Annotated in this window: 23 protein-coding genes; 3 read left to right on the top strand and 20 right to left on the bottom strand. The window is 43.8% G+C overall.

The features are described from left to right. Positions 1–125 precede the first annotated feature (125 nt). The 4 genes from GLW00_RS15855 to GLW00_RS15840 all read right to left on the bottom strand — a co-directional run bounded on the left by GLW00_RS15855 (position 126) and on the right by GLW00_RS15840 (position 2,923). Complete coding sequence (locus tag GLW00_RS15855; RefSeq protein WP_160915695.1) at positions 126–854, bottom strand: P-II family nitrogen regulator; 729 nt, start codon at positions 852–854, stop codon at positions 126–128. Then, complete coding sequence (locus tag GLW00_RS15850; protein ID WP_160915693.1) at positions 808–1,578, bottom strand: DUF1538 domain-containing protein; 771 nt, start codon at positions 1,576–1,578, stop codon at positions 808–810. Before GLW00_RS15850 ends, GLW00_RS15855 begins: the two co-directional genes overlap by 47 nt. Beyond that, positions 1,575–2,267: a DUF1538 domain-containing protein gene (locus tag GLW00_RS15845; protein WP_160915692.1), complete on the bottom strand. Its 693-nt coding sequence runs from the start codon at positions 2,265–2,267 to the stop codon at positions 1,575–1,577. The genes GLW00_RS15850 and GLW00_RS15845 overlap by 4 nt, the downstream gene beginning before the upstream one ends. 173 nt (positions 2,268–2,440) lie before the next feature. Next, positions 2,441–2,923, bottom strand: coding sequence for a hypothetical protein (locus GLW00_RS15840; RefSeq protein WP_160915690.1), 483 nt, complete (start codon positions 2,921–2,923; stop codon positions 2,441–2,443). Between the two features lie 158 nt (positions 2,924–3,081). On the opposite strand from GLW00_RS15840, the gene GLW00_RS15835 reads away from it, so the two are divergent. Beyond that, positions 3,082–4,080 carry an LLM class flavin-dependent oxidoreductase gene (locus GLW00_RS15835; protein WP_160915688.1) on the top strand — a complete coding sequence of 333 codons (999 nt, stop codon included), beginning with the start codon at positions 3,082–3,084 and terminating at the stop codon, positions 4,078–4,080. A gap of 188 nt (positions 4,081–4,268) precedes the next feature. Here GLW00_RS15835 and GLW00_RS15830 read toward each other — a convergent pair whose 3' ends face one another. Beyond that, positions 4,269–4,745, bottom strand: a complete 477-nt coding sequence (locus GLW00_RS15830; RefSeq protein WP_160915686.1) for an HIT family protein — start codon at positions 4,743–4,745, stop codon at positions 4,269–4,271. A 67-nt stretch (positions 4,746–4,812) separates the two neighbouring features. Continuing rightward, positions 4,813–5,007, bottom strand: a complete 195-nt coding sequence (locus GLW00_RS15825) for a hypothetical protein (RefSeq protein WP_160915684.1) — start codon at positions 5,005–5,007, stop codon at positions 4,813–4,815. Positions 5,008–5,131: 124 nt separating this feature from the next. Here GLW00_RS15825 and GLW00_RS15820 point away from each other — a divergent pair, with 124 nt between their 5' ends. Next, positions 5,132–5,269, top strand: coding sequence for a hypothetical protein (locus GLW00_RS15820; RefSeq protein ID WP_160915682.1), 138 nt, complete (start codon positions 5,132–5,134; stop codon positions 5,267–5,269). A gap of 106 nt (positions 5,270–5,375) precedes the next feature. On the opposite strand, the gene GLW00_RS15815 is transcribed toward GLW00_RS15820, so the two are convergent. The 10 genes from GLW00_RS15815 to GLW00_RS15770 form a co-directional block, all read right to left on the bottom strand. Next, positions 5,376–6,098 (bottom strand): exonuclease domain-containing protein, encoded by a 723-nt coding sequence (locus GLW00_RS15815; protein ID WP_160915680.1) that lies wholly within the window; start codon positions 6,096–6,098, stop codon positions 5,376–5,378. Continuing rightward, a complete protein-coding gene (locus GLW00_RS15810; RefSeq protein ID WP_160915678.1) occupies positions 6,095–7,060 on the bottom strand; it encodes a DUF294 nucleotidyltransferase-like domain-containing protein in 966 nt (321 codons plus the stop codon). The genes GLW00_RS15815 and GLW00_RS15810 overlap by 4 nt, the downstream gene beginning before the upstream one ends. 26 nt (positions 7,061–7,086) lie before the next feature. After that, entirely contained in the window at positions 7,087–8,352 is a 1,266-nt protein-coding gene (locus tag GLW00_RS15805) for an ammonium transporter (protein ID WP_160915676.1), read from the bottom strand. Between the two features lie 205 nt (positions 8,353–8,557). Then, a complete protein-coding gene (locus GLW00_RS15800) occupies positions 8,558–9,313 on the bottom strand; it encodes a polysaccharide deacetylase family protein (RefSeq protein WP_160915675.1) in 756 nt (251 codons plus the stop codon). 106 nt (positions 9,314–9,419) lie between these two features. Further along, entirely contained in the window at positions 9,420–9,719 is a 300-nt protein-coding gene (locus GLW00_RS15795) for a hypothetical protein (protein WP_160915673.1), read from the bottom strand. 101 nt (positions 9,720–9,820) lie between these two features. After that, on the bottom strand, positions 9,821–10,183 hold the full coding sequence (locus GLW00_RS15790; RefSeq protein ID WP_160915671.1) for a rhodanese-like domain-containing protein: 363 nt from the start codon (positions 10,181–10,183) through the stop codon (positions 9,821–9,823). A 12-nt stretch (positions 10,184–10,195) separates the two neighbouring features. Then, the gene (locus GLW00_RS15785; protein WP_160915669.1) at positions 10,196–10,576 is read right to left on the bottom strand and encodes a rhodanese-like domain-containing protein; all 381 of its coding nucleotides are present in this window, start codon (positions 10,574–10,576) and stop codon (positions 10,196–10,198) included. A 218-nt stretch (positions 10,577–10,794) separates the two neighbouring features. Next, entirely contained in the window at positions 10,795–12,369 is a 1,575-nt protein-coding gene (locus GLW00_RS15780) for a long-chain-fatty-acid--CoA ligase (RefSeq protein WP_160915667.1), read from the bottom strand. Positions 12,370–12,550: 181 nt separating this feature from the next. Further along, positions 12,551–13,477 (bottom strand): ferritin family protein, encoded by a 927-nt coding sequence (locus GLW00_RS15775; protein WP_237417542.1) that lies wholly within the window; start codon positions 13,475–13,477, stop codon positions 12,551–12,553. A gap of 191 nt (positions 13,478–13,668) precedes the next feature. Then, positions 13,669–14,304: a putative glycolipid-binding domain-containing protein gene (locus GLW00_RS15770; RefSeq protein ID WP_160915663.1), complete on the bottom strand. Its 636-nt coding sequence runs from the start codon at positions 14,302–14,304 to the stop codon at positions 13,669–13,671. 242 nt (positions 14,305–14,546) lie between these two features. On the opposite strand from GLW00_RS15770, the gene GLW00_RS15765 reads away from it, so the two are divergent. Beyond that, positions 14,547–15,683, top strand: a complete 1,137-nt coding sequence (locus GLW00_RS15765; RefSeq protein ID WP_335808489.1) for a DUF2515 family protein — start codon at positions 14,547–14,549, stop codon at positions 15,681–15,683. Positions 15,684–15,909: 226 nt separating this feature from the next. Here GLW00_RS15765 and GLW00_RS15760 read toward each other — a convergent pair whose 3' ends face one another. The 4 genes from GLW00_RS15760 to GLW00_RS15745 form a co-directional block, all read right to left on the bottom strand. Next, positions 15,910–16,074 carry a hypothetical protein gene (locus tag GLW00_RS15760; protein WP_160915662.1) on the bottom strand — a complete coding sequence of 55 codons (165 nt, stop codon included), beginning with the start codon at positions 16,072–16,074 and terminating at the stop codon, positions 15,910–15,912. A gap of 3 nt (positions 16,075–16,077) precedes the next feature. Then, positions 16,078–16,404: a YnfA family protein gene (locus GLW00_RS15755; RefSeq protein WP_160915660.1), complete on the bottom strand. Its 327-nt coding sequence runs from the start codon at positions 16,402–16,404 to the stop codon at positions 16,078–16,080. Between the two features lie 73 nt (positions 16,405–16,477). Beyond that, positions 16,478–16,879: a VOC family protein gene (locus tag GLW00_RS15750; RefSeq protein ID WP_160915658.1), complete on the bottom strand. Its 402-nt coding sequence runs from the start codon at positions 16,877–16,879 to the stop codon at positions 16,478–16,480. A gap of 568 nt (positions 16,880–17,447) precedes the next feature. Further along, entirely contained in the window at positions 17,448–17,657 is a 210-nt protein-coding gene (locus GLW00_RS15745; RefSeq protein WP_160915656.1) for a DUF3951 domain-containing protein, read from the bottom strand. Between the last annotated feature and the right edge of the window lie 4 nt (positions 17,658–17,661).

Raw genomic sequence — 17,661 nt, 5'->3', positions numbered from 1 at the left:
TCCTTATGACGCTTTTGTGTGAGGATGCCGAAAAGTCATAAAAGGTTCCTGGAACCTTTTTAACGACCACAATAAAAAGATATGGAAGGGGATTCTTAGATGTTTGACATCCGGGCGTTCTGCTTTCACTCTTTCATTTCTTCACTCCACTGTTGGTTCAATAGATGATTGATCCCAACCGTCCTTTCCACATCCAGTACAAAAGCAATCCCTCTGCCCGGCTCATCAAGTCTTGCTCCTCGTTCAATCGCATGCAGGACGCCATCACACTTTTCCTTCACGATTAATGTCAACACCACTTCTTTTTCAGGTTCGATTAATATATTAAAGAGCTTCGCCTTTTCATGTATACCTGTTCCACGTCCTGTGATGATGGTACCTCCCTCTGCTCCTGCTTCTTTAGATGCATCCACGACTTTTTCTGCATCTCCTTTATTCACGATTGTCACAATGAGATCATAGGAAAGTTTCTGCTTCTCCACCTGCATCACATCCTCACTTGCGTTTTGTTCTGATTCAAGCCCTAATCCGATCATATGATTGATGCCGCTGATATTTTTCGTGTCGATGACAAATCCTATGCCCTGTCTCGGACGGTTCAGTTTTGCTGCATGGATGATGGCATCCATGACCGAATCATAAATAGAATGAGAGACAAGAGTTAAAATGACTTCCCGCTCCCTTTCTACAGGTATGCCAAGAAAACGCTTCTTTTCATCCATTCTGAAACCTTTCCCAAAAAGAGTCGTCCCTCCCTGTGCGCCTGCAAGAGTCGAGGCATGTACGACTTTTTTAGCTTTTTCTTTTTTAACGATCGTTACTATGAGCTTTTGTCCGGATGTTTTCTTTGTCATACTGTTCCTGCTCCTTTCTCCTGTAGATCACACCTAGTGTAAGAACTGAAATAATGGGTGCCAAAGCTACGAGAGCCACCATTCCAAACCCATCTAAGAGCGGATCGCGACCTTCGGTAACAGAAGCTATGCCTACGAATAGACTCAGAATAAAAGTGGCGGTCATCGGACCTGTGGCTACTCCACCAGAATCAAAAGCGACCGATGTGAACGTTTTATTGGAAAACCGAACGATGATCAAGGCGAACAGGTAACCAGGGACCACAAAATACCAAATAGGGATTCCGATTAAAATACGCACCATGGAGAGAGCGATGGAAATGCCGACACCAAAAGAAAGGGTATAGAGCAATAATTTATGAGGGATATAACCTCCAGAGACTTTTTCAACCTGATGGGTCAACACGCTGACCGCAGGCTCTGCATAAATGGCCACAAAGCCGAGAACAAAACCGATGGGTACAAGCAGCCACGTGTGCTCTATCGTTCCAAGTTTCTCTCCCATCATGCTTCCGACGGGTAGAAAGCCGATATGAACCCCTTGCAGAAACAAGGACAGACCTGCATAAGTCAAAAAGAAACCAACAAGGATGTCCTGTAATTTTTTCCATGGAAGCTTTAGAAAGACAAGTTGAAAGAGAAGAAATAAGAAGAATAGTGGAATGAGTGCTGTAGCGACATCAAACAGGACGTGCCAGAAACCATCGAAAATTTTAATGTTCACCCATAAATCACCCCTAAAAGGAGAACCGATAAAATCGGGCCGATCGATGCCAAAGCGACAAGTCCAAATCCATCACCTGATGAAGTTTTGCCACGCATAACCGAAGCCACACCCACCCCGAGTGAAAGAATGAATGGTACGGTCAAAGGACCCGTGGTGACTCCACCTGCATCAAAAGATATCGGGACAAAAACACTTGGTGTAAAGGCCGCCAGGAAAAAGACGAGGCCATATCCTCCTGCAAGTAAATAAACCATGTTGATACTGAAGATGATCCGAAACATGGCGAGTGCGACAAACACTCCTACCCCGATCGCTACGGAAAGGATAAGAATGTCCATTGGAATCTGTCCACCAGAGACCTGATCCACCTGAGAGGAAAGTACACGCACATCAGGTTCTGCTATGGTCACGACAAGACCTAGAAGAAATCCGAAAAAAATGATCAGCCAGACTCTTTTCGTTTTAGACAACGCGGAGCCGATCATTTCTCCAATTGGTAACAACCCGATATTGACCCCGAGCAAAAACAACACCAGGCCGGCCCCGACCATCCCCGCGCCGATGATGAATTGTAAGAACATGTCCAACGGAAGCCAGACTAAAGTGAATTGAAGGATGGTGATGACAATCGTGATGGGGAGAATGGAGAGGACGACTTCAAGAAACGTCTCTTTAATATTGTCCATCTAAAGCCTCCTAGGAAAAAGTTGAGGAGCTTGTCTATGGATGTTCCGTTTCTAAAAAGTTTTTCTGTACTCATTATATCATTAAAAACATGCAATCATGATAAAGATCCGCGACTTACCTTTTTTACAACGATAACCGCTCATTATAGGTCATACAGACGAAGACACCAGACTCACGTCCCTTTACGTTGAAACAGATAAATCGTCCCAGCGAGGACGATCATGAAGCACAAGAATAGATATGTACCGAGTGCGAGATCCTCCTGTTCCACCGGTTCTCCTTTGTCCAGGAAAGAATCTGATGCTTCATTCTTTTCACTTCGGTAGGTGTAAGCAGCTTCCCGCTCTGCTTTTCTATAAACACCCTTTCGTTCCTCAACAGCAATCATGTCTGTTGTGGGATGGCCGGATAATTTATAATAGTCCGTCCCTTTTTCAAAAACGTTGGAGAAATTCCCTTCATACTGTTGCATATCCGAATAAGCGGTCACTTCGCCGATCTTCTCTTCCACTTTCACTTCTGTGGCTTCTTCTTCAACTACATAAATGTAACCATCATAGACGACAAAAGGATAGGCCCACGATGTGGCTGAAGCCGTTATTGATAAATAGAATAATGGGAAAAGTAAACAACAGAGCATAACCAATAGCCTCATCGTCTCCCTCCTTTTCAACATAGTCGTCTGAACATGGAATAAGTTGCAAACAAATTATTTTGAGACACGAAATACAGCTGATATGATAAATGTTGTTAAAGAAGAAAAGGGGCATTCTTGCCCGTATATTATAAGTGAAACAGAAAAGAGGTTATCCTATGTCTGTAAAAGGATTAGCAAATACGAAATTCTCGGTCCTCGACCTTGCCCCTGTGATTGAAGGCGGGACGCCGGCGGATTCTTTCCGAAACACGGTTGATCTTGCCCAGCATGTTGAAAAATGGGGATTCACAAGATACTGGATGGCCGAACACCATAACATGCCATTTATCGCAAGTTCCGCCACTTCTGTTGCCATCAGTCATGTGCTGCACAATACGGACTCCATCCGAGTCGGCTCAGGCGGAGTCATGCTTCCGAATCACGCGCCGCTTGTTGTCGCAGAACAATTCGGCACACTGGAAACCCTGTTTCCCGGACGTGTAGATTTAGGTCTCGGACGAGCTCCAGGAACAGACGGAATGACGGCTCGGGCTCTAAGGAGAAATTTGGATTCTGATCCTAATGAGTTCCCTGCGATGCTCGATGAGTTAAGAGGCTATTTCGCCGGAGATCACCACATCCGGGCGATTCCTGGAGAGGGACTCGACATTCCGGTTTGGCTGCTCGGTTCTAGTGGATTCAGCGCACAACTTGCGGGACAACTTGGGCTGCCTTTCTCTTTTGCCAGTCATTTTTCACCGAACAATACACGCGGTGCTTTGAATTTGTACCGTTCCAGTTTCCAGCCTTCGGAAACGCTTGATGAACCCTACGTCATGGTAGGTGTCAATGTAATCGCTGCAGATACAGATGAAGAAGCAGAAAGGTTGGCAACTTCCCTGCAGCAACAATTCCTGAATCTCGTACGAAACACGAATCATTTGCTCCAGCCCCCGGTTGATGACATGGACGAAGTATGGACAGCCCAGGAAAAAGCAGCCTTAAGACAGCAACCTGGCGCTTCCATTATCGGAAGTAAAGAGACAGTGAAAGAACAATTGAAGAAATTCCAGGCGGACACCGAAGCTGATGAGATGATGGTCATTTCACAAATCTACGACCACGACGCACGTCTGCGCTCCTATGAAATCATTTCTGAAATAATAAATGAATGATTGCGAAAGCTTTCATTTTGCACAAAAGTCCCTCTGTTCTTCAGAGGGACTTTCCTTTATGTATAAAAAAGAAGACAAAGATCCTGCACTTTCAGGAAAGGAAGAATAGCATAAGCTCCATTGCCCTTTAAGATTTCATCATCCGGTATGTTTAAAAAAAGAAGACCACAGAAAACAGGAAAATGACCCTACTCATTCAGCACCTTCGTTAACAATCGAATGCCTTCCAGCACTTTTGCATGATCTCCGCCGTTATTTCTGGCATGAAGCAAAACAGGACGGACCGATTCCACCGAACGTCCAAATTCATACATCCAGTCGTATCGGGGCACCATCCATAAATGAAAATGGTGGGTCGTGTCTTCGTTGTAAAAGTAATAGACATGCTCAATTCCTAACACTTCTCTTTGCGCCTTTCTGATCTTCGTGATGAACGTGATATAATCGTGTTGTTCCTCTTCTGTCAATTCATCAAGGCCCTTAATATGCCTTTTGGAAGCTACAATAACTAACCCTCTAATCGGATAAGCGACATCCTGGTGTGCATGGAAATGCACTGTTTCTGCAATGACACCACCTTCCGGTTCCACTTTACCGCTTGTCAAAGCGCAACTAAGACAGTCCACTTCCACCGTATTTCCATTCGCTAATGTAATTGTACGCATACTCTTCCCCCTTTTTCATTTTTCTGTTTATAGGATCATTAACGTTAATGATAAAGGCTGACCTCTATTAAGTGAGGTCGGAAATAAGACCAATCAGCCTTCCAATCCCTTTTATTAACCAAATAACCATTCGAATTGGGAAAATGATCAGTTCAGGTAACCAGAGCACCAGCTCAAACAGAACGTCAAAAACACTTGATCTTTCCGTGTTTTGTCTTCGTTGTTTCAACACTTCCTGCTTACTTTTCAACCATTGTCTCATTTGCGGTTCCTCCCTATCTATCTTACGGTTACTTTTTATGGAAGGTTTCACAGATGAAAAAATTTCCTCGTTTTACCTCTATTCATTATATACAAACTATGTACATAAGAGGAGGTAGATGTTGATGGGAAAAAGAACGTCACAGATGAACGCAGCGAAAACGAACAATAAAACTCCGAAAGAAAGCCTGCCGATTGAAGAAGAAGTCGGGCACCGCACCAACAGGAATCGACCAAAGCAGGGACCGGGAGCGAATGAATGAAAAAAATCCAGAGGAATCTTCCTCTGGATTTTTAATTTACGGACAACCCAGATGTACAACTGATCTCGACTACCGAAATCCGTACAACCCTTTTGGAAAAATCAGATCATTCCATCGTAGCAATTCGTGTGTAGATCTCATTCAAGTTGGTATATCCTTCTTTCTTTAATTGTTTGATACAGGCCACCCATAATTCAGCGGTTGCCAAACTATCATAAAGCGCATGGTGCCGTTTTTGAATATCAATTCCAAAATGCTCACAACATTCATCTAACGTCATCAGCCCTTGCTGGTTAGGGAGAACCTTTGTTAAAAAGGCGGTATCGACAATTCTATGCTGAAACCTTTTTCTCAAGGCGATCCATGTCGCATGATTCATGAATTGCTTTTCATGATTCGCATGATGAGCGACAAGCAAATCCGCTTTCACATACTGATAGAAACTCTTCAAAGCGTCACGCAGTGGTGGGGCGTCTTCAATCATGCTGCTTGTAATCCCCGTCAACTCTTCAATCTCCTTAGATGGCGCAACATCTGTTCCGACCAAGGTGTAAAACGTTTGGCTGTCGATTATTTGATCTCCCTTTACTTTCACCGCACCTATAGACAAAATCTGGTCACCATTATAAGGATAAAAGCCGGTCGTTTCCAAATCGAAAACCGTAATACTTAAATCATCAAAAGGAAGGTCGAGAGTATTTGCGTTTTTCATCTCTCTCTCAAGGTTCCTTAAATAAGCCATATTCGACGGATCATTCTGATTCAATGAAGAAAAACCACCGCCGATTTTACCGGACAAATCTTTTACAAACTGTACAAAAGGGTTCATCTTTGACCCTCTTTAATGATGGTTTTCGCCATTTGATGGAGTTTTTGAGCCCGTTTGACCTGCTTTTTCAATTGCTGTTTTTCCTCTTTCATTAACTGTTCCACTTTGATCACGTGGACATGGTGATAATCCTCGGCATCTTTTTTCAGTTTCAATCTTTGCTGCAGGAATTGTCGGAAATCATTTTCATATTCAGAAAGAGTAGGATAAAGAGAACGCAGCGCTTCAAATCTTGATAACGTTGAAGAACTAGTGACATGGTGAAAAAGGGAAAGAATTCTTAAAGCGTTAATGTAAGGAAAGTAGACCGTCTGTTTCAGATTGAAATGCCCCTTTTTCTCACCACTGTAATCCGGTAGCAGCTGCCCGAAAACTCCTACACCCTTTTTTACGTAATTGACATTATCCAGCAACCTAGTCAAAAGCGCTGGTTCTTCATCGATCACCGCAAAAGATGCCTTTTTCACTTGAAAAAGCAGATTTCGTTCCCCCACCAGCACTCTGGAGTCGAAGAAAATAAGGAAATGGCGCAGTGCCTGCCACTCCGCCTCTTTCAACCACTCTGTAATCTGCACCGTGAACAATTCCACGGACTGACACCATAATGGATTGGAAGCCATCACATTCCCCTCGCACCTCTCATAACCGACGACAGCCATCCCTTCTCTGATTTCTTTCCCCAACACTAAATAATAGTCCTGGTGCTTCTCATCCCCATCAAAAATAATGCCGTGATCTTGATCACTCCATAACGACTGCTCATATCTTCCGGCACTTCCCATCAAAAAAAATGCAAAAGGAGCAGGAGGAGGCCCCTGCTCACGTTCAACCTTTTCTTTTGCCAGATGGAAAGTATGATGAATCAATCGGTCGTGAAAAGCATTCAACTGAAAATGATCACCGCTTACAGATTCAATCATCTCTTCCCGCCATACTCTGATTTCTTCATATGTCTTAAACATCCATTCCATCCTTTTTCATTACGTCTTTATGCTCCTGATTTCGTCTTTTGCGGAGGCGTTAAATTCTCTGGATAACCATAACCACCGTGCTCACTTAAATCGAGACCCATGATTTCTTCCTCTTCAGATACACGAAGTCCACCCATCGCCTTATCCATGACTTTCAGAATGATGAAAGAAACGATAAACGCATACAACCCACTACTTACAACTCCGAGCGTCTGTACCCAAAGCTGCTCGAATCCACCACCGTAAAACAGGCCGGGGCGACCTACAGAAGCAAGCTCTGGTGTTGCAAACAGGCCGTTCGAAAGCGTTCCCCATACACCGACGACACCATGAACAGAGAGAGCGAAGATCGGGTCATCAATTTTCCTTTTATCAAAGAAACGCATGCTGAAGAATACAATTCCTCCACCGATCAAGCCGATTAATACCGCTGCCCAAGGCTCAACGAAAGCACACGAAGCTGTAATCGCTACAAGACCGGCAAGAGCACCATTCAGCGTAGTCGGTACATCCGCTTTTCCTGTGACGGCCCAAACCATCAGCATCGCACCGATAGCACCAGCACCTGCTGCCAATTGGGTGTTAAGAGCGACATAACCAAAGAATGCATCTGCAACGCCGAATGTACTTCCTGCATTAAATCCAAACCAGCCGACCCACAAGAGGAGGACACCTAATGCTGTAAACACTTGGTTATGGCCGGCAATTTCATTGGAAGAACCATCTTTGTTGTATTTCCCGATCCGGGGTTTCAAAATAACCGTTGCCGCTAAAGCTGCCATAGCACCTGTCAAGTGGACAACCGTTGAACCGGCGAAATCCTGCTTCCCGTGTTCACCTAACCAGCCGCCGCCCCAAATCCAGTGAGCAATCACAGGATAAACGAGAATAGAAAATAAAATAGCGAAAATGACGTAGGCGACAAGTTTTGCTCTTTCAGCAAATCCACCGAAAGCAATCGTCATCGCAATGGCCGCAAACGCCAGCTGGAATAGAAAGTCTGTGGATCCCGCAAGACCTTCTCCCATCGTCGTTGCATCACCATAAAAGAAGTTAGAGAAGCCAATAAATCCATTTCCTTCACCATAAATCAGGCCATACCCTAATGCCCAGAATACCACAGAAACAATACCTATAGTAAAAACCGTCTTCCCCGCAATATGACCCGCGTTTTTCATTCGTGTCGACCCGGCTTCCAGTAATATAAATCCTCCCTGCATCAATAAAACGAGGATCGTACAGACGATGATCCAAAGATTGTTCATTAAAAAAGTTGCATCCATTCTCTTGACTCCCCTTATGTTAGATTTTATAACATTTTATGTTATTAAGCATTGTATCAAAGTCGCAATATTTACACAACTATAAATGTCAGGTTTCTTAACATAGGGTATGATTGGGATTTTCTTAAGTTGCCTGGAAAGGCAGCCCCATCGTGTTTTTTATTAAAAAAAACAAAAAAGATCCCCATCTTTTAAGATCAGGGGATCATTCTACTCCATTGACTCCATGGAGGAGATTGTATTTGGAATGTTTTTGAAGCAATTCTGAGACAGTTACGAATTGATACCCTTCCTTTTTCAACTGAGGGAGAATCTGCTTTAATGCTTCAATCGTCTGCGAACGATCGCCACCAAAATCATGAAAAAGGACAATGTCCCCATTCCTCGTGTTGTTTAATACGGTTTTTACGATATTGTGGACACCAGGCCTTTTCCAGTCTCTCGTATCTTGATGCCAGGACCACATAACAACCATATACCCTTCCTCATTGGCTGTATTGACAATAATGTCGTTATACACACCTCCTGGTGGACGAAACAACCTCGGAGGAGCTCCTGTCAAACTCTCAAGAACTTCTGCTGTATTGTCCATTTCATGAATCAGCTCTTCTTTCGTAATCCCTGTAAAGTCAGGGTGATGAAAGCTGTGGTTAGCAAGCTCGTGACCACTTTTCACCATCGACTTGATGATCGATGGATTCTCCTGAGCTCTTGATCCAACTACAAAAAAGGTGGCTTTTGCGTTGTACTCCTGTAAAATATCCAGAATTTCAGGCGTGTACTCAGAACTTGGACCATCATCAAAAGTAATGGCGATATACTTTGATGAAATCGGAACATCCCAAATCGCCGTCCCCTGCTGTTCATAATAATTTCTTGTATGGTTTTTTGCGTAAACGCTTACAACACTCAATTGAAAAACAATGAGAAAAAGCGAAAGATACAGGATGATTTTCTTCAAGGGAAGCCCCCTTTCTTTTTTGATTAGTTTGCGGGTAAAAAAGCTCTCTTATCCAAGCTAAAAAACGGAAAAAACCAGCCCCCTTACAGGAGCTGGTCAATCCTCATCATTTTTGAGGTTTCAGTATCGTCCGCTGTAAAGGAACGCCCCCCATAGGAACATTCCTTTCAAAGAATACATAAGCTTTTCCGTCCACAATAAAAACATGGTCCCCCTTATAATGGACGTCTTTATATCCTCTATCCCTTAATTCTTCACTAATTGCTTCAATATACGCTTGATGATTCATATAACGTTCATCAAAATCCATTTGTATATGGCCTTTACGATACCCCATCAACCAGTTAAAAAACAGAAAAACGCCAATACCGGCAGCAGTACCGAGTATAATATAAAGCCAAAACATATCATCACCCCATTACCTGTATGTACGATAAGTCTCAAGTGAAAGTTTCAGAAAAATAAAAAAAGACCAGGATTTTCCCTGGTCTTTTTAGAGGGTGTTTCTCAGCCCCAAGCACTCATCCCGCCTCGAACATTGGTGATGTTTTCGAAACCTTTCTTTTTCAATACTCTCGCTGCGTTTGTACTTCTCATTCCGCTTTGGCAGATTAAGACGACTTCTTTATTACGGTCCAGCTCCCCTGTTCGTTTTGACAGATCGGAGAGAGGTATATTCTTAAACGGTTTTTTATGATTTGTCCGATACTCTGCGGGCGTACGGACATCAACCCATTGGACATTTTTTTCTTTCAAACGCTCTTTTGCTTCCTGGACAGTTATATTTTGAACACCTTGGGCTGGCAACAGCTTTTTAATGATGAACCAACCGAGTAACAATCCGATTCCCCACGGGAGAATAGCTTCCATATGTTTCACCTCTTATTTTTCAATCATACATGGCATCGCCCGGCACTCCTGGTGCTGGGTTGGAATGGTATAACCAATCACTTCATACCCTTTTCTCTTCAGTAGTCTTGCTGCCAAATTCTTTTCAACTTCATCTGAACAAATGAGTACAATCGGCCGCTGTGGTATATCTTGATGATGTCTTTCTAAATAAGCCAGTGGCAGACAAACAGCGTGCGCCAATTTATCTTGAGATGACGTTTGATAATCTCTCGTATCAACGGGAACGACCATGCCATCTTCAGACGTTACTTCGGACATATCCATCTTTTTGACATGGGAAGCCGGCAAGTATCTATGAAGGATGAAGAGCCCCGTCCCCACGATTAACGTTACGATCAACACGAATGACATGATGTTCCTCCTTTGTCTTGAACTAAGATCATTTTATACCCTGCGCGGTATGTATGTCAACAAGTAAACCTCTTGTTACCAATGAATATTTAAGCAGAAAATGAGTCCCTTTTCCAGAAAAAGGGCTTATGCCTAGCCCACCACCTGCTGAATTCGATTAGAAGCTGTTCATAACTAGAAAAGCCTAAAGCAGCAGCTTTAGGCTAATGGAACATTCTTTAATTGATCATTCGATTATGGTCTTTCCAAAACTTCTTGCGGATAATGACTTTCTGGATCTTTCCAGACGCAGTCTTTGGTAATTCTTCGATAAAAGATACACTCTTTGGTGCTTTGAAATGCGCCAATTTCTCCCGGCAAAAAAGAATCACTTCTTCTTCAGAGAGGATTTCTCCTTCTTTCACCACCACTACCGCATGGGGTACCTCGCCCCACTTTTCATCTGGCACAGCTACAACAGCAGCTTCAAGTATGGAAGGGTGTTCGTATAAGGCCGCCTCCACCTCGATGGAAGATATGTTTTCTCCTCCGCTTATGATCACATCTTTTTTACGATCGACGATTTCAATATTCCCGCCCTCATCAACCACTGCCATATCTCCCGTATGAAGCCACCCATCCCTTATCGTCTCATTGGTCGCTTCCACGTTTTTATAATACCCTTCCATCACGTTGTTTGATTTTGTTACGATTTCCCCAATGGATATTCCATCACTCGGAACTTCATCTCCCAGCTCATCTACGACCTTCACCTGGCTGCCGATCATGCTGTAACCAGCCTTTGCTTTCAACCGGTAACGTTCTTCCGCTGGCCGATCGATGTCCATCGACCGAAGTTCCGAGGTAGTAATGAGCGGTGAGATTTCCGTCATCCCGTACACCTGAATGAATTTCCATTTCAAATCTTCCTCCACTTTACGGACAAACGCCGGCGGCGGAGCAGAACCGGCGATCACGACTCTTACGTCCTGATCAATGGATGGCCGCTTCTCTTCGTAAGCGCCGATCACCATGTTTAATACAGTCGGCGCCATATGTAGCACGGAAACTTGGTGCTCCTCTACTTTATCCAGGATCAATTCAGGATCTGTTTTTCGAAGCATCACTTGTGTGGCACCATTCGCCGTATAATAAAAAGGAGATCCCCAGCCGTTGACATGGAACATAGGCAGCACATGGAGGAGAGTATCCTGATCCGTAACCCTTAGGTGATGCATGGATGATAAAGCATGGAGATAGTTGGAGCGATGACTTAACAATACCCCCTTAGGATTTCCCGTCGTTCCACTCGTATAGAGTAAAGAGGCGATGTCTGTCTCTTCTACATGCTCCCGTTCAAAACGGTCGGATGAAAACTGGGTGAGCCACGACTCATACCCTTCACTGGAAGAATCCCCATGAACTATCACTTTTTCTATAGAAGGAAGCCCTTGTACAACCTCTTGCACCAGCGGCAGGAGAGTATGATCGACGAGAAGCACTTTACTTTCACTGTGCTCTAAAATGAATCGATAGTCTGCCGGTTTCAATCTTGTATTTAACGGAGTCATCACCGCCCCCAGTTGAAAGACACCATAGAACCCTTCCAGCATCTCCGTCGAATTCGGAGCTAGATAAGCAACCTTGTCCCCTTTCTTTACTCCCAAAGATTCAAGCCCTCTTGATAACTGATTGACGCGAGCGTTCAATTCCCGGTAAGTCAAAGTCCAATCATCATCAATGATCGCCGGTTTCTCCCCATATAACTGTACCGCTCTGTCCAGAAACTCTGTCAATATCAATGGAACATGCATCGGATACCCTCTCCCTTTAATATTATAATTAAGCGCTTACATATTATTCTAATTGTAATACTGTTCTACATCAATAGTCGATTTATATCCGTGTACACAAACAGATGATTTTTCCGCAGTCCACAGGCATTTGCTTCTGATGGGTTCAAAGACTTATGTAAAGAGAGCTGTCATGCAGCTCTTATGAATCTTCAAAACGTGCAAGACCTCGCCGGAAGGCTGCGAGGTGATTCAATGATGCATTCCTTAACTGTGTAAAAACAGTTCTCGCATCCTCTGGCAACTCATACAATAAGAACTTCTCATACATGGAAATGTTTTCGATTTCCCCCTGCACACCAGCAGCATATGCCGCTTTGACACTGTCAGGAGTGATTACATATTGACTGGCATTATCGGACGGTATAGGAAATTGATACCTTGTGAAAAGTGTATTCAGAGCAGTGATGTGCCGCTTCTCCGCTTCCTGTATACGGACGAACGTCTGGATATCACCAAATTCCCTTCTGATAGCATCATACCGGGCCTGAGCAAGGTATTCATCCTGGATGGCATAAGTCAACATGTCTTGGAATGTTAATGAAGAAGCATTTAAAGCACCTGTTGCCCCATAATCCTGCTGTCTGATCTGGGCACGATCCTTTTTGGGAAACGAAAGAAAATAAAGAAACCATACCGCATGGTTCTGCTCATCAGCCGCCGCCTGGCGGAACGTTTCTTTGATGGAAAGATCCTGCGCTTTCCGTTCTATTTCATGATAGAAGTCCGTCGTCTTTTGTTCATCAATAAACGCTGCATCTATCCCTTCCCTGTATTGTTCCGAGCAAGGGGCATCGATTTTCGGGGAGGGTTGTTTTCCAGTCAGTTGCTTATAAATATTAGTGAAAGCCTCGTAGTGACGGATTTCATCCTGACGAATCTCATAAATCTGCTGTCTTGCCTGCTGTGTAGGAGCTAAATCAGCCAATTTATTGTAGCAGGCAATCGCACTGTACTCCCCGTTAATCGCTTTTTCAATATCTTTGACGATTGATTGGTCACTTTGGACGCGAAAGTAACCATCATACCCATAAGGGTTAAATGTATATCCATATTGATTCCGATACAACCCAATCAACCTCCTTTTAGAAGTCATCAACCTATCCTATGAAAACTGGGCTTTTTTTGTGTGCAAGTCAAATACCCAGAACTTTGATAATGGATCACTTCACACAGAAAAAAACGTAATGAAGAATTCCTCTTCATTACGCTTCTATGTGACATGTTTTATTTTAAAAACCAAGAACACCCTTACAAATTTCAATAAAACCCTTCCGATCCTGAGGGGGCATTGGCTAGTAAAGGCTGCGGTTGTTTTTCTATCCTCCGGTTACCATTCGTAAGAAGAGCTCTGCGTTCGAAGACACCAGGATATTCAACGACCCAACCTTGTTCATCAATGACTAAAGCGGTCTCATAATCTCTACAACGGTATTGAAAAATCCTATAGCCATCGTTGTCTCCTAGATACGTGTATACTTGGAGCAGTGGACATACTTCTTTCCTTAATACATCGATAAAAACCATTTTGAACGTCCGTCGTTCTCCTACATGCCAAGTCACACGATTGATCGGCAAGGTGTTCGAAAAAGGAGTAATGGTCATATCGACGTTCGTCGCACCATCCAGGTTCTCATCGTATTTTCCATTGATCCACCATTTATCCTGATTTTCCGCCTGGACAACAAAAGGTTCCCTCTCCTGATCTTGATAAACCTTCACCTTTTTGGTCTTCCAATCCAATCCGAGCTTCAACTCATAAGAAAGATGGTGCGGCACTCCCTGATCAACAAGCAATACCGTTCCTTGTACCTCCATGTGATTGGTGAACGTTCTCAAAGTTAAATGTTCCGCCCCAGCCGACTCCAAATGATTCCACATCACACGTTGCTCCATATGATTCCCTCCTAAATGGATTTTTCAACAGACCCTTTCCTCCGAATGACTGTCCAACCAGGTTAAGAACCGACCATTTTCATCCCTCTCTGAATCCCATCTCGCTCCTCCTTCTCTTAAAATTCGCTACCTGTTTTGAAATTCCTTCCTTTTTTTACATAGAGAAGGATAGAGGTCAAATACTAAGTTAATCATGTTGCAATCGTTTCAGAAATATATTCAGAGTAGGAGGTGAGAAGGAAGTGTTTTCATCCAAGTGGCGCATGCTGAAAAAAGACCTGAAGGCCGCATTGAAGTCAACCCCGTCTTCATTGACGACGGAGGAAGAAACACTGGTGAGGGAAATCAGGAGAATCACTCAGGAGAAAAATCGGAATAACGTTACACGTACGATGGCGTACCTTCATTTTTTTCAAAAGCATCCTGAGATTCATTGGGCATTGCTCGCCCACCTTGTATCTAGAAACGCCGGCTGGAACATGACTGACCTGAAGGGTGAATACCTGCCAAAGCTTTTGACAGGAAAGGAAGGAACAGACTTTTTCGTTTTCTTAGAACGGGGAAACTGGCTCATTTTTCAAGATGCCTATCCACAACTATTGTTGTATGATGCCAGCTTGAAGCATGGCCGCCCTCTCTACCACCTATTAGATGCGTTGAATGTTTCCAAATTCATGAGGCCTTTTTGGGAACGCTATTGGAAAAACAGAAACAGTGAAGAACTAACTAAAGCGCTGATTGTAAATGAACAGCATTATATCGAAAATCGGGTCATAAGAAATCACCTGTATATGGCGACTGTTATGGATAAAGTGATGTTCAAGCTTCAAGATGTGCTTTCCATGAACCATATCCTTTTCCCTTATGTGACCCCCATTCAGCAAAAGATACACCTTGTAGGTGGAACAGTCCACCACTTTTCAGCCGTGGATGAACGCATTCTCCTCGGTAGATCCCTTTATGAGCTTCTTTATGGTGTTCGGTCACGCTTAGATCAAATAGTTCAATGGTGCTCTGCTCATGCACACACAGGCTCGCGTAAGGATTATTGGCCGCAGCTGTTCAATGATATCAACGAAACACCACCAGGGCATGTTCATGAAATGACCGTGAGCCCATGCAAACGAAAGCAGAACGGTCCTAAAATTTACAGTCCCAGGCTTGAGATTGTGTGGGAGGATTGGGTCCATGCAGAAGCGGAGACAGGGGATTGGTTCAAGAGTGTACACGTACTGGATTTGATGAAAAAGGATGCTAAGGAATTGAGTGGAGATATTGAATCCGTGTATTGCCGGACGATGGAAGAAATCGAGTTCGCCTCCCAAACAAAGCATACGTTCTTCCAGAAGCCAGAAGAACGATCCGAAGAGCGCCCTTAACTATGCAACTGATTTTTTCGTTAAGTTTGTTGGATTAGTTTAAAAACCTTACCAACGATGAGGTCCGGGTTCTCTAAATGAACAGCGTGGCCGGTATCAGCGAAAACCTGATCTGTGCACAGGGTCAGTTCTACTAATAACTGCTGATACTCCCGCCAATGTTCAGAAGGATGATTAGCGCTAATGACAACCACTGGCAGAGATTGTTATAAGGGCTGGGCTTCCTTCAATATCCTTGCACTTCTCTAGCGTATTGATAGTATTCATACGCTGCAAGGAAGCTTTTCGGACGATAACCCATGTAGTGTAATGCTTGTTTAACTTCTTCATTCCATTCGTTACGGCCCACTTTCTGCTTCAAGATCCTTAGTAATCTACATTCTGTTCTCATCTCCTATTGTCTTGGCGCAAATAACATGACACATACGCCTATAAGGCATATCCCCGCACCAATCCAGTCATAAAAATCAGGGGTCTTACGGTCCACGCCCCAACCCCACAACACAGAAAGAATGATGAACACCCCGCCATAGGCGGCGTACACACGACCAAAGGATGGGAAGCTTTGAAACGTAGCGATCACCCCGTACAAGGCAAGGGTGAATCCTCCGGCAATCCCCCAGGAAAGCGGCTTCCCTTCACGGATAGCGAGCCAAATCAAATACCCTCCTCCGATTTCAGCTACTCCTGCTAGTAGAAATAAAACGAATGCCTGGATCATTACGATCCCTCCTGTAACAACGGTATCTATAAATTTTAAGGGGATTCACCTACCTGTCACAAGCCAACAAGTATCATCCTCCATAATCAGGACTTAACTCACTCCAGACATCCAAACGATTTCCGTTTACATCCTCAAATACAAAATTCAAACCAGGGTGACCCCTGTCTTCGATTTCTCCCACTTCGACGCCTTTGTCTTTTAATTCCTTCTGTAAAGACCTCAAAGCTTCTTTTCCATCCACTTCAAACGTGATAGCAAATCGATCGCTACCATCCTCATCTACAAAGTTGGATGTTTGTTCCGGTGATGACTTTACCAAGAAAATACTGATGTCCGCTAAGCCGATGATTGCTTTCTGCTCATCCTGATAATGGATGACTGCTCCAAGCTTTTCTTTATACCAGACTGCGGATCTATCAACTTCCTGGACGGGTAAGTAAATGGTTCCTACTCGGATTAGTGAATGGTTCATGATACGTCCTCCTATCGATATACGTATTCCACCAAATGCTAGAAACTCCTTCTTTCAATAAGTTTCTTATGTTATAAAAGCTCCCTATTCTTGAAGACTCAGTTTCGGGACTTTTATTGAGAGGGTGGGTGCTGCGGGGAATAGCTCGCTTTCCGCGGGAGCGCCATTCCCCTCCGCCCCTTTGCTATATGAGTATCTCGAAACCACGCCCGGAAAAGGAAGCTTTTATCTTGTATGGAAAGTAGAACATTATGTATATTATCGCTTTTATGAATGGAAAAGCTTGTTATAAGCGCTTTATGTTCTATAGTTCAGGATTTGTGAAGAGAACTTCTGCTTGGCAAAGGGGTAGTTGGGAAGCTGCGAGACTCCCGTGGGAGAAAGGAGGCAGGCGAGATCCCTCAGGACGTAGTCCGAGGAAGCCAGGCGCTCCCCCACAGGAAAGCAAGTTGCTTCCCAGACACCCCTGACGCCTAACTTAGCAACGAATCCCCATTAACTTGAAACTGAGTCTTCAAGAAGCCTGCATATTCGTTAATAACTCAAGTCTAAAAAAACAGGGCAGGCGTTAGTCATAACGCTGCCCTGTTTTGTCATTTTCTTCTTCCTCTTCCCTATCTTCTTCATGAAAAGGCGTTTCTGTTTGTCCGCTCACATAATCGAATGGTGTGTAGGAATTATCCGGGTACTGTTTTTTCACAAACATACGATAGGCGGTGCGTAGTACAACGGCAACGATTAAGCAGGAAAACAACACCGTAATGATTGTTGAAACCATAAAC

Source organism: Halobacillus litoralis (assembly GCF_009856445.1).
GTDB classification, from domain to species: Bacteria; Bacillota; Bacilli; order Bacillales; family Halobacillaceae; genus Halobacillus; species Halobacillus litoralis.
Note: the sequence above shows the minus strand (reverse complement) of the source record. Positions and strands in the feature narration are given on the sequence as shown.

Bases quoted from the DNA above. Each gene is read 5' to 3' on its own strand.
- GLW00_RS15755 (WP_160915660.1), bottom strand. From the start codon at position 16,404: ATGATCCAGGCATTCGTTTTATTTCTACTAGCAGGAGTAGCTGAAATC.
- GLW00_RS15780 (WP_160915667.1), bottom strand. From the start codon at position 12,369: ATGCATGTTCCATTGATATTGACAGAGTTTCTGGACAGAGCGGTACAG.
- GLW00_RS15795 (WP_160915673.1), bottom strand. From the start codon at position 9,719: ATGTTTTGGCTTTATATTATACTCGGTACTGCTGCCGGTATTGGCGTT.
- GLW00_RS15790 (WP_160915671.1), bottom strand. From the start codon at position 10,183: ATGGAAGCTATTCTCCCGTGGGGAATCGGATTGTTACTCGGTTGGTTC.
- GLW00_RS15835 (WP_160915688.1), top strand. From the start codon at position 3,082: ATGTCTGTAAAAGGATTAGCAAATACGAAATTCTCGGTCCTCGACCTT.
- GLW00_RS15855 (WP_160915695.1), bottom strand. From the start codon at position 854: ATGACAAAGAAAACATCCGGACAAAAGCTCATAGTAACGATCGTTAAA.
- GLW00_RS15805 (WP_160915676.1), bottom strand. From the start codon at position 8,352: ATGGATGCAACTTTTTTAATGAACAATCTTTGGATCATCGTCTGTACG.
- GLW00_RS15760 (WP_160915662.1), bottom strand. From the start codon at position 16,074: ATGAGAACAGAATGTAGATTACTAAGGATCTTGAAGCAGAAAGTGGGC.
- GLW00_RS15770 (WP_160915663.1), bottom strand. From the start codon at position 14,304: ATGGAGCAACGTGTGATGTGGAATCATTTGGAGTCGGCTGGGGCGGAA.
- GLW00_RS15825 (WP_160915684.1), bottom strand. From the start codon at position 5,007: ATGAGACAATGGTTGAAAAGTAAGCAGGAAGTGTTGAAACAACGAAGA.
- GLW00_RS15840 (WP_160915690.1), bottom strand. From the start codon at position 2,923: ATGAGGCTATTGGTTATGCTCTGTTGTTTACTTTTCCCATTATTCTAT.
- GLW00_RS15845 (WP_160915692.1), bottom strand. From the start codon at position 2,267: ATGGACAATATTAAAGAGACGTTTCTTGAAGTCGTCCTCTCCATTCTC.
- GLW00_RS15745 (WP_160915656.1), bottom strand. From the start codon at position 17,657: ATGGTTTCAACAATCATTACGGTGTTGTTTTCCTGCTTAATCGTTGCC.
- GLW00_RS15830 (WP_160915686.1), bottom strand. From the start codon at position 4,745: ATGCGTACAATTACATTAGCGAATGGAAATACGGTGGAAGTGGACTGT.
- GLW00_RS15810 (WP_160915678.1), bottom strand. From the start codon at position 7,060: ATGTTTAAGACATATGAAGAAATCAGAGTATGGCGGGAAGAGATGATT.
- GLW00_RS15815 (WP_160915680.1), bottom strand. From the start codon at position 6,098: ATGAACCCTTTTGTACAGTTTGTAAAAGATTTGTCCGGTAAAATCGGC.
- GLW00_RS15820 (WP_160915682.1), top strand. From the start codon at position 5,132: ATGGGAAAAAGAACGTCACAGATGAACGCAGCGAAAACGAACAATAAA.
- GLW00_RS15785 (WP_160915669.1), bottom strand. From the start codon at position 10,576: ATGTCATTCGTGTTGATCGTAACGTTAATCGTGGGGACGGGGCTCTTC.
- GLW00_RS15750 (WP_160915658.1), bottom strand. From the start codon at position 16,879: ATGAACCATTCACTAATCCGAGTAGGAACCATTTACTTACCCGTCCAG.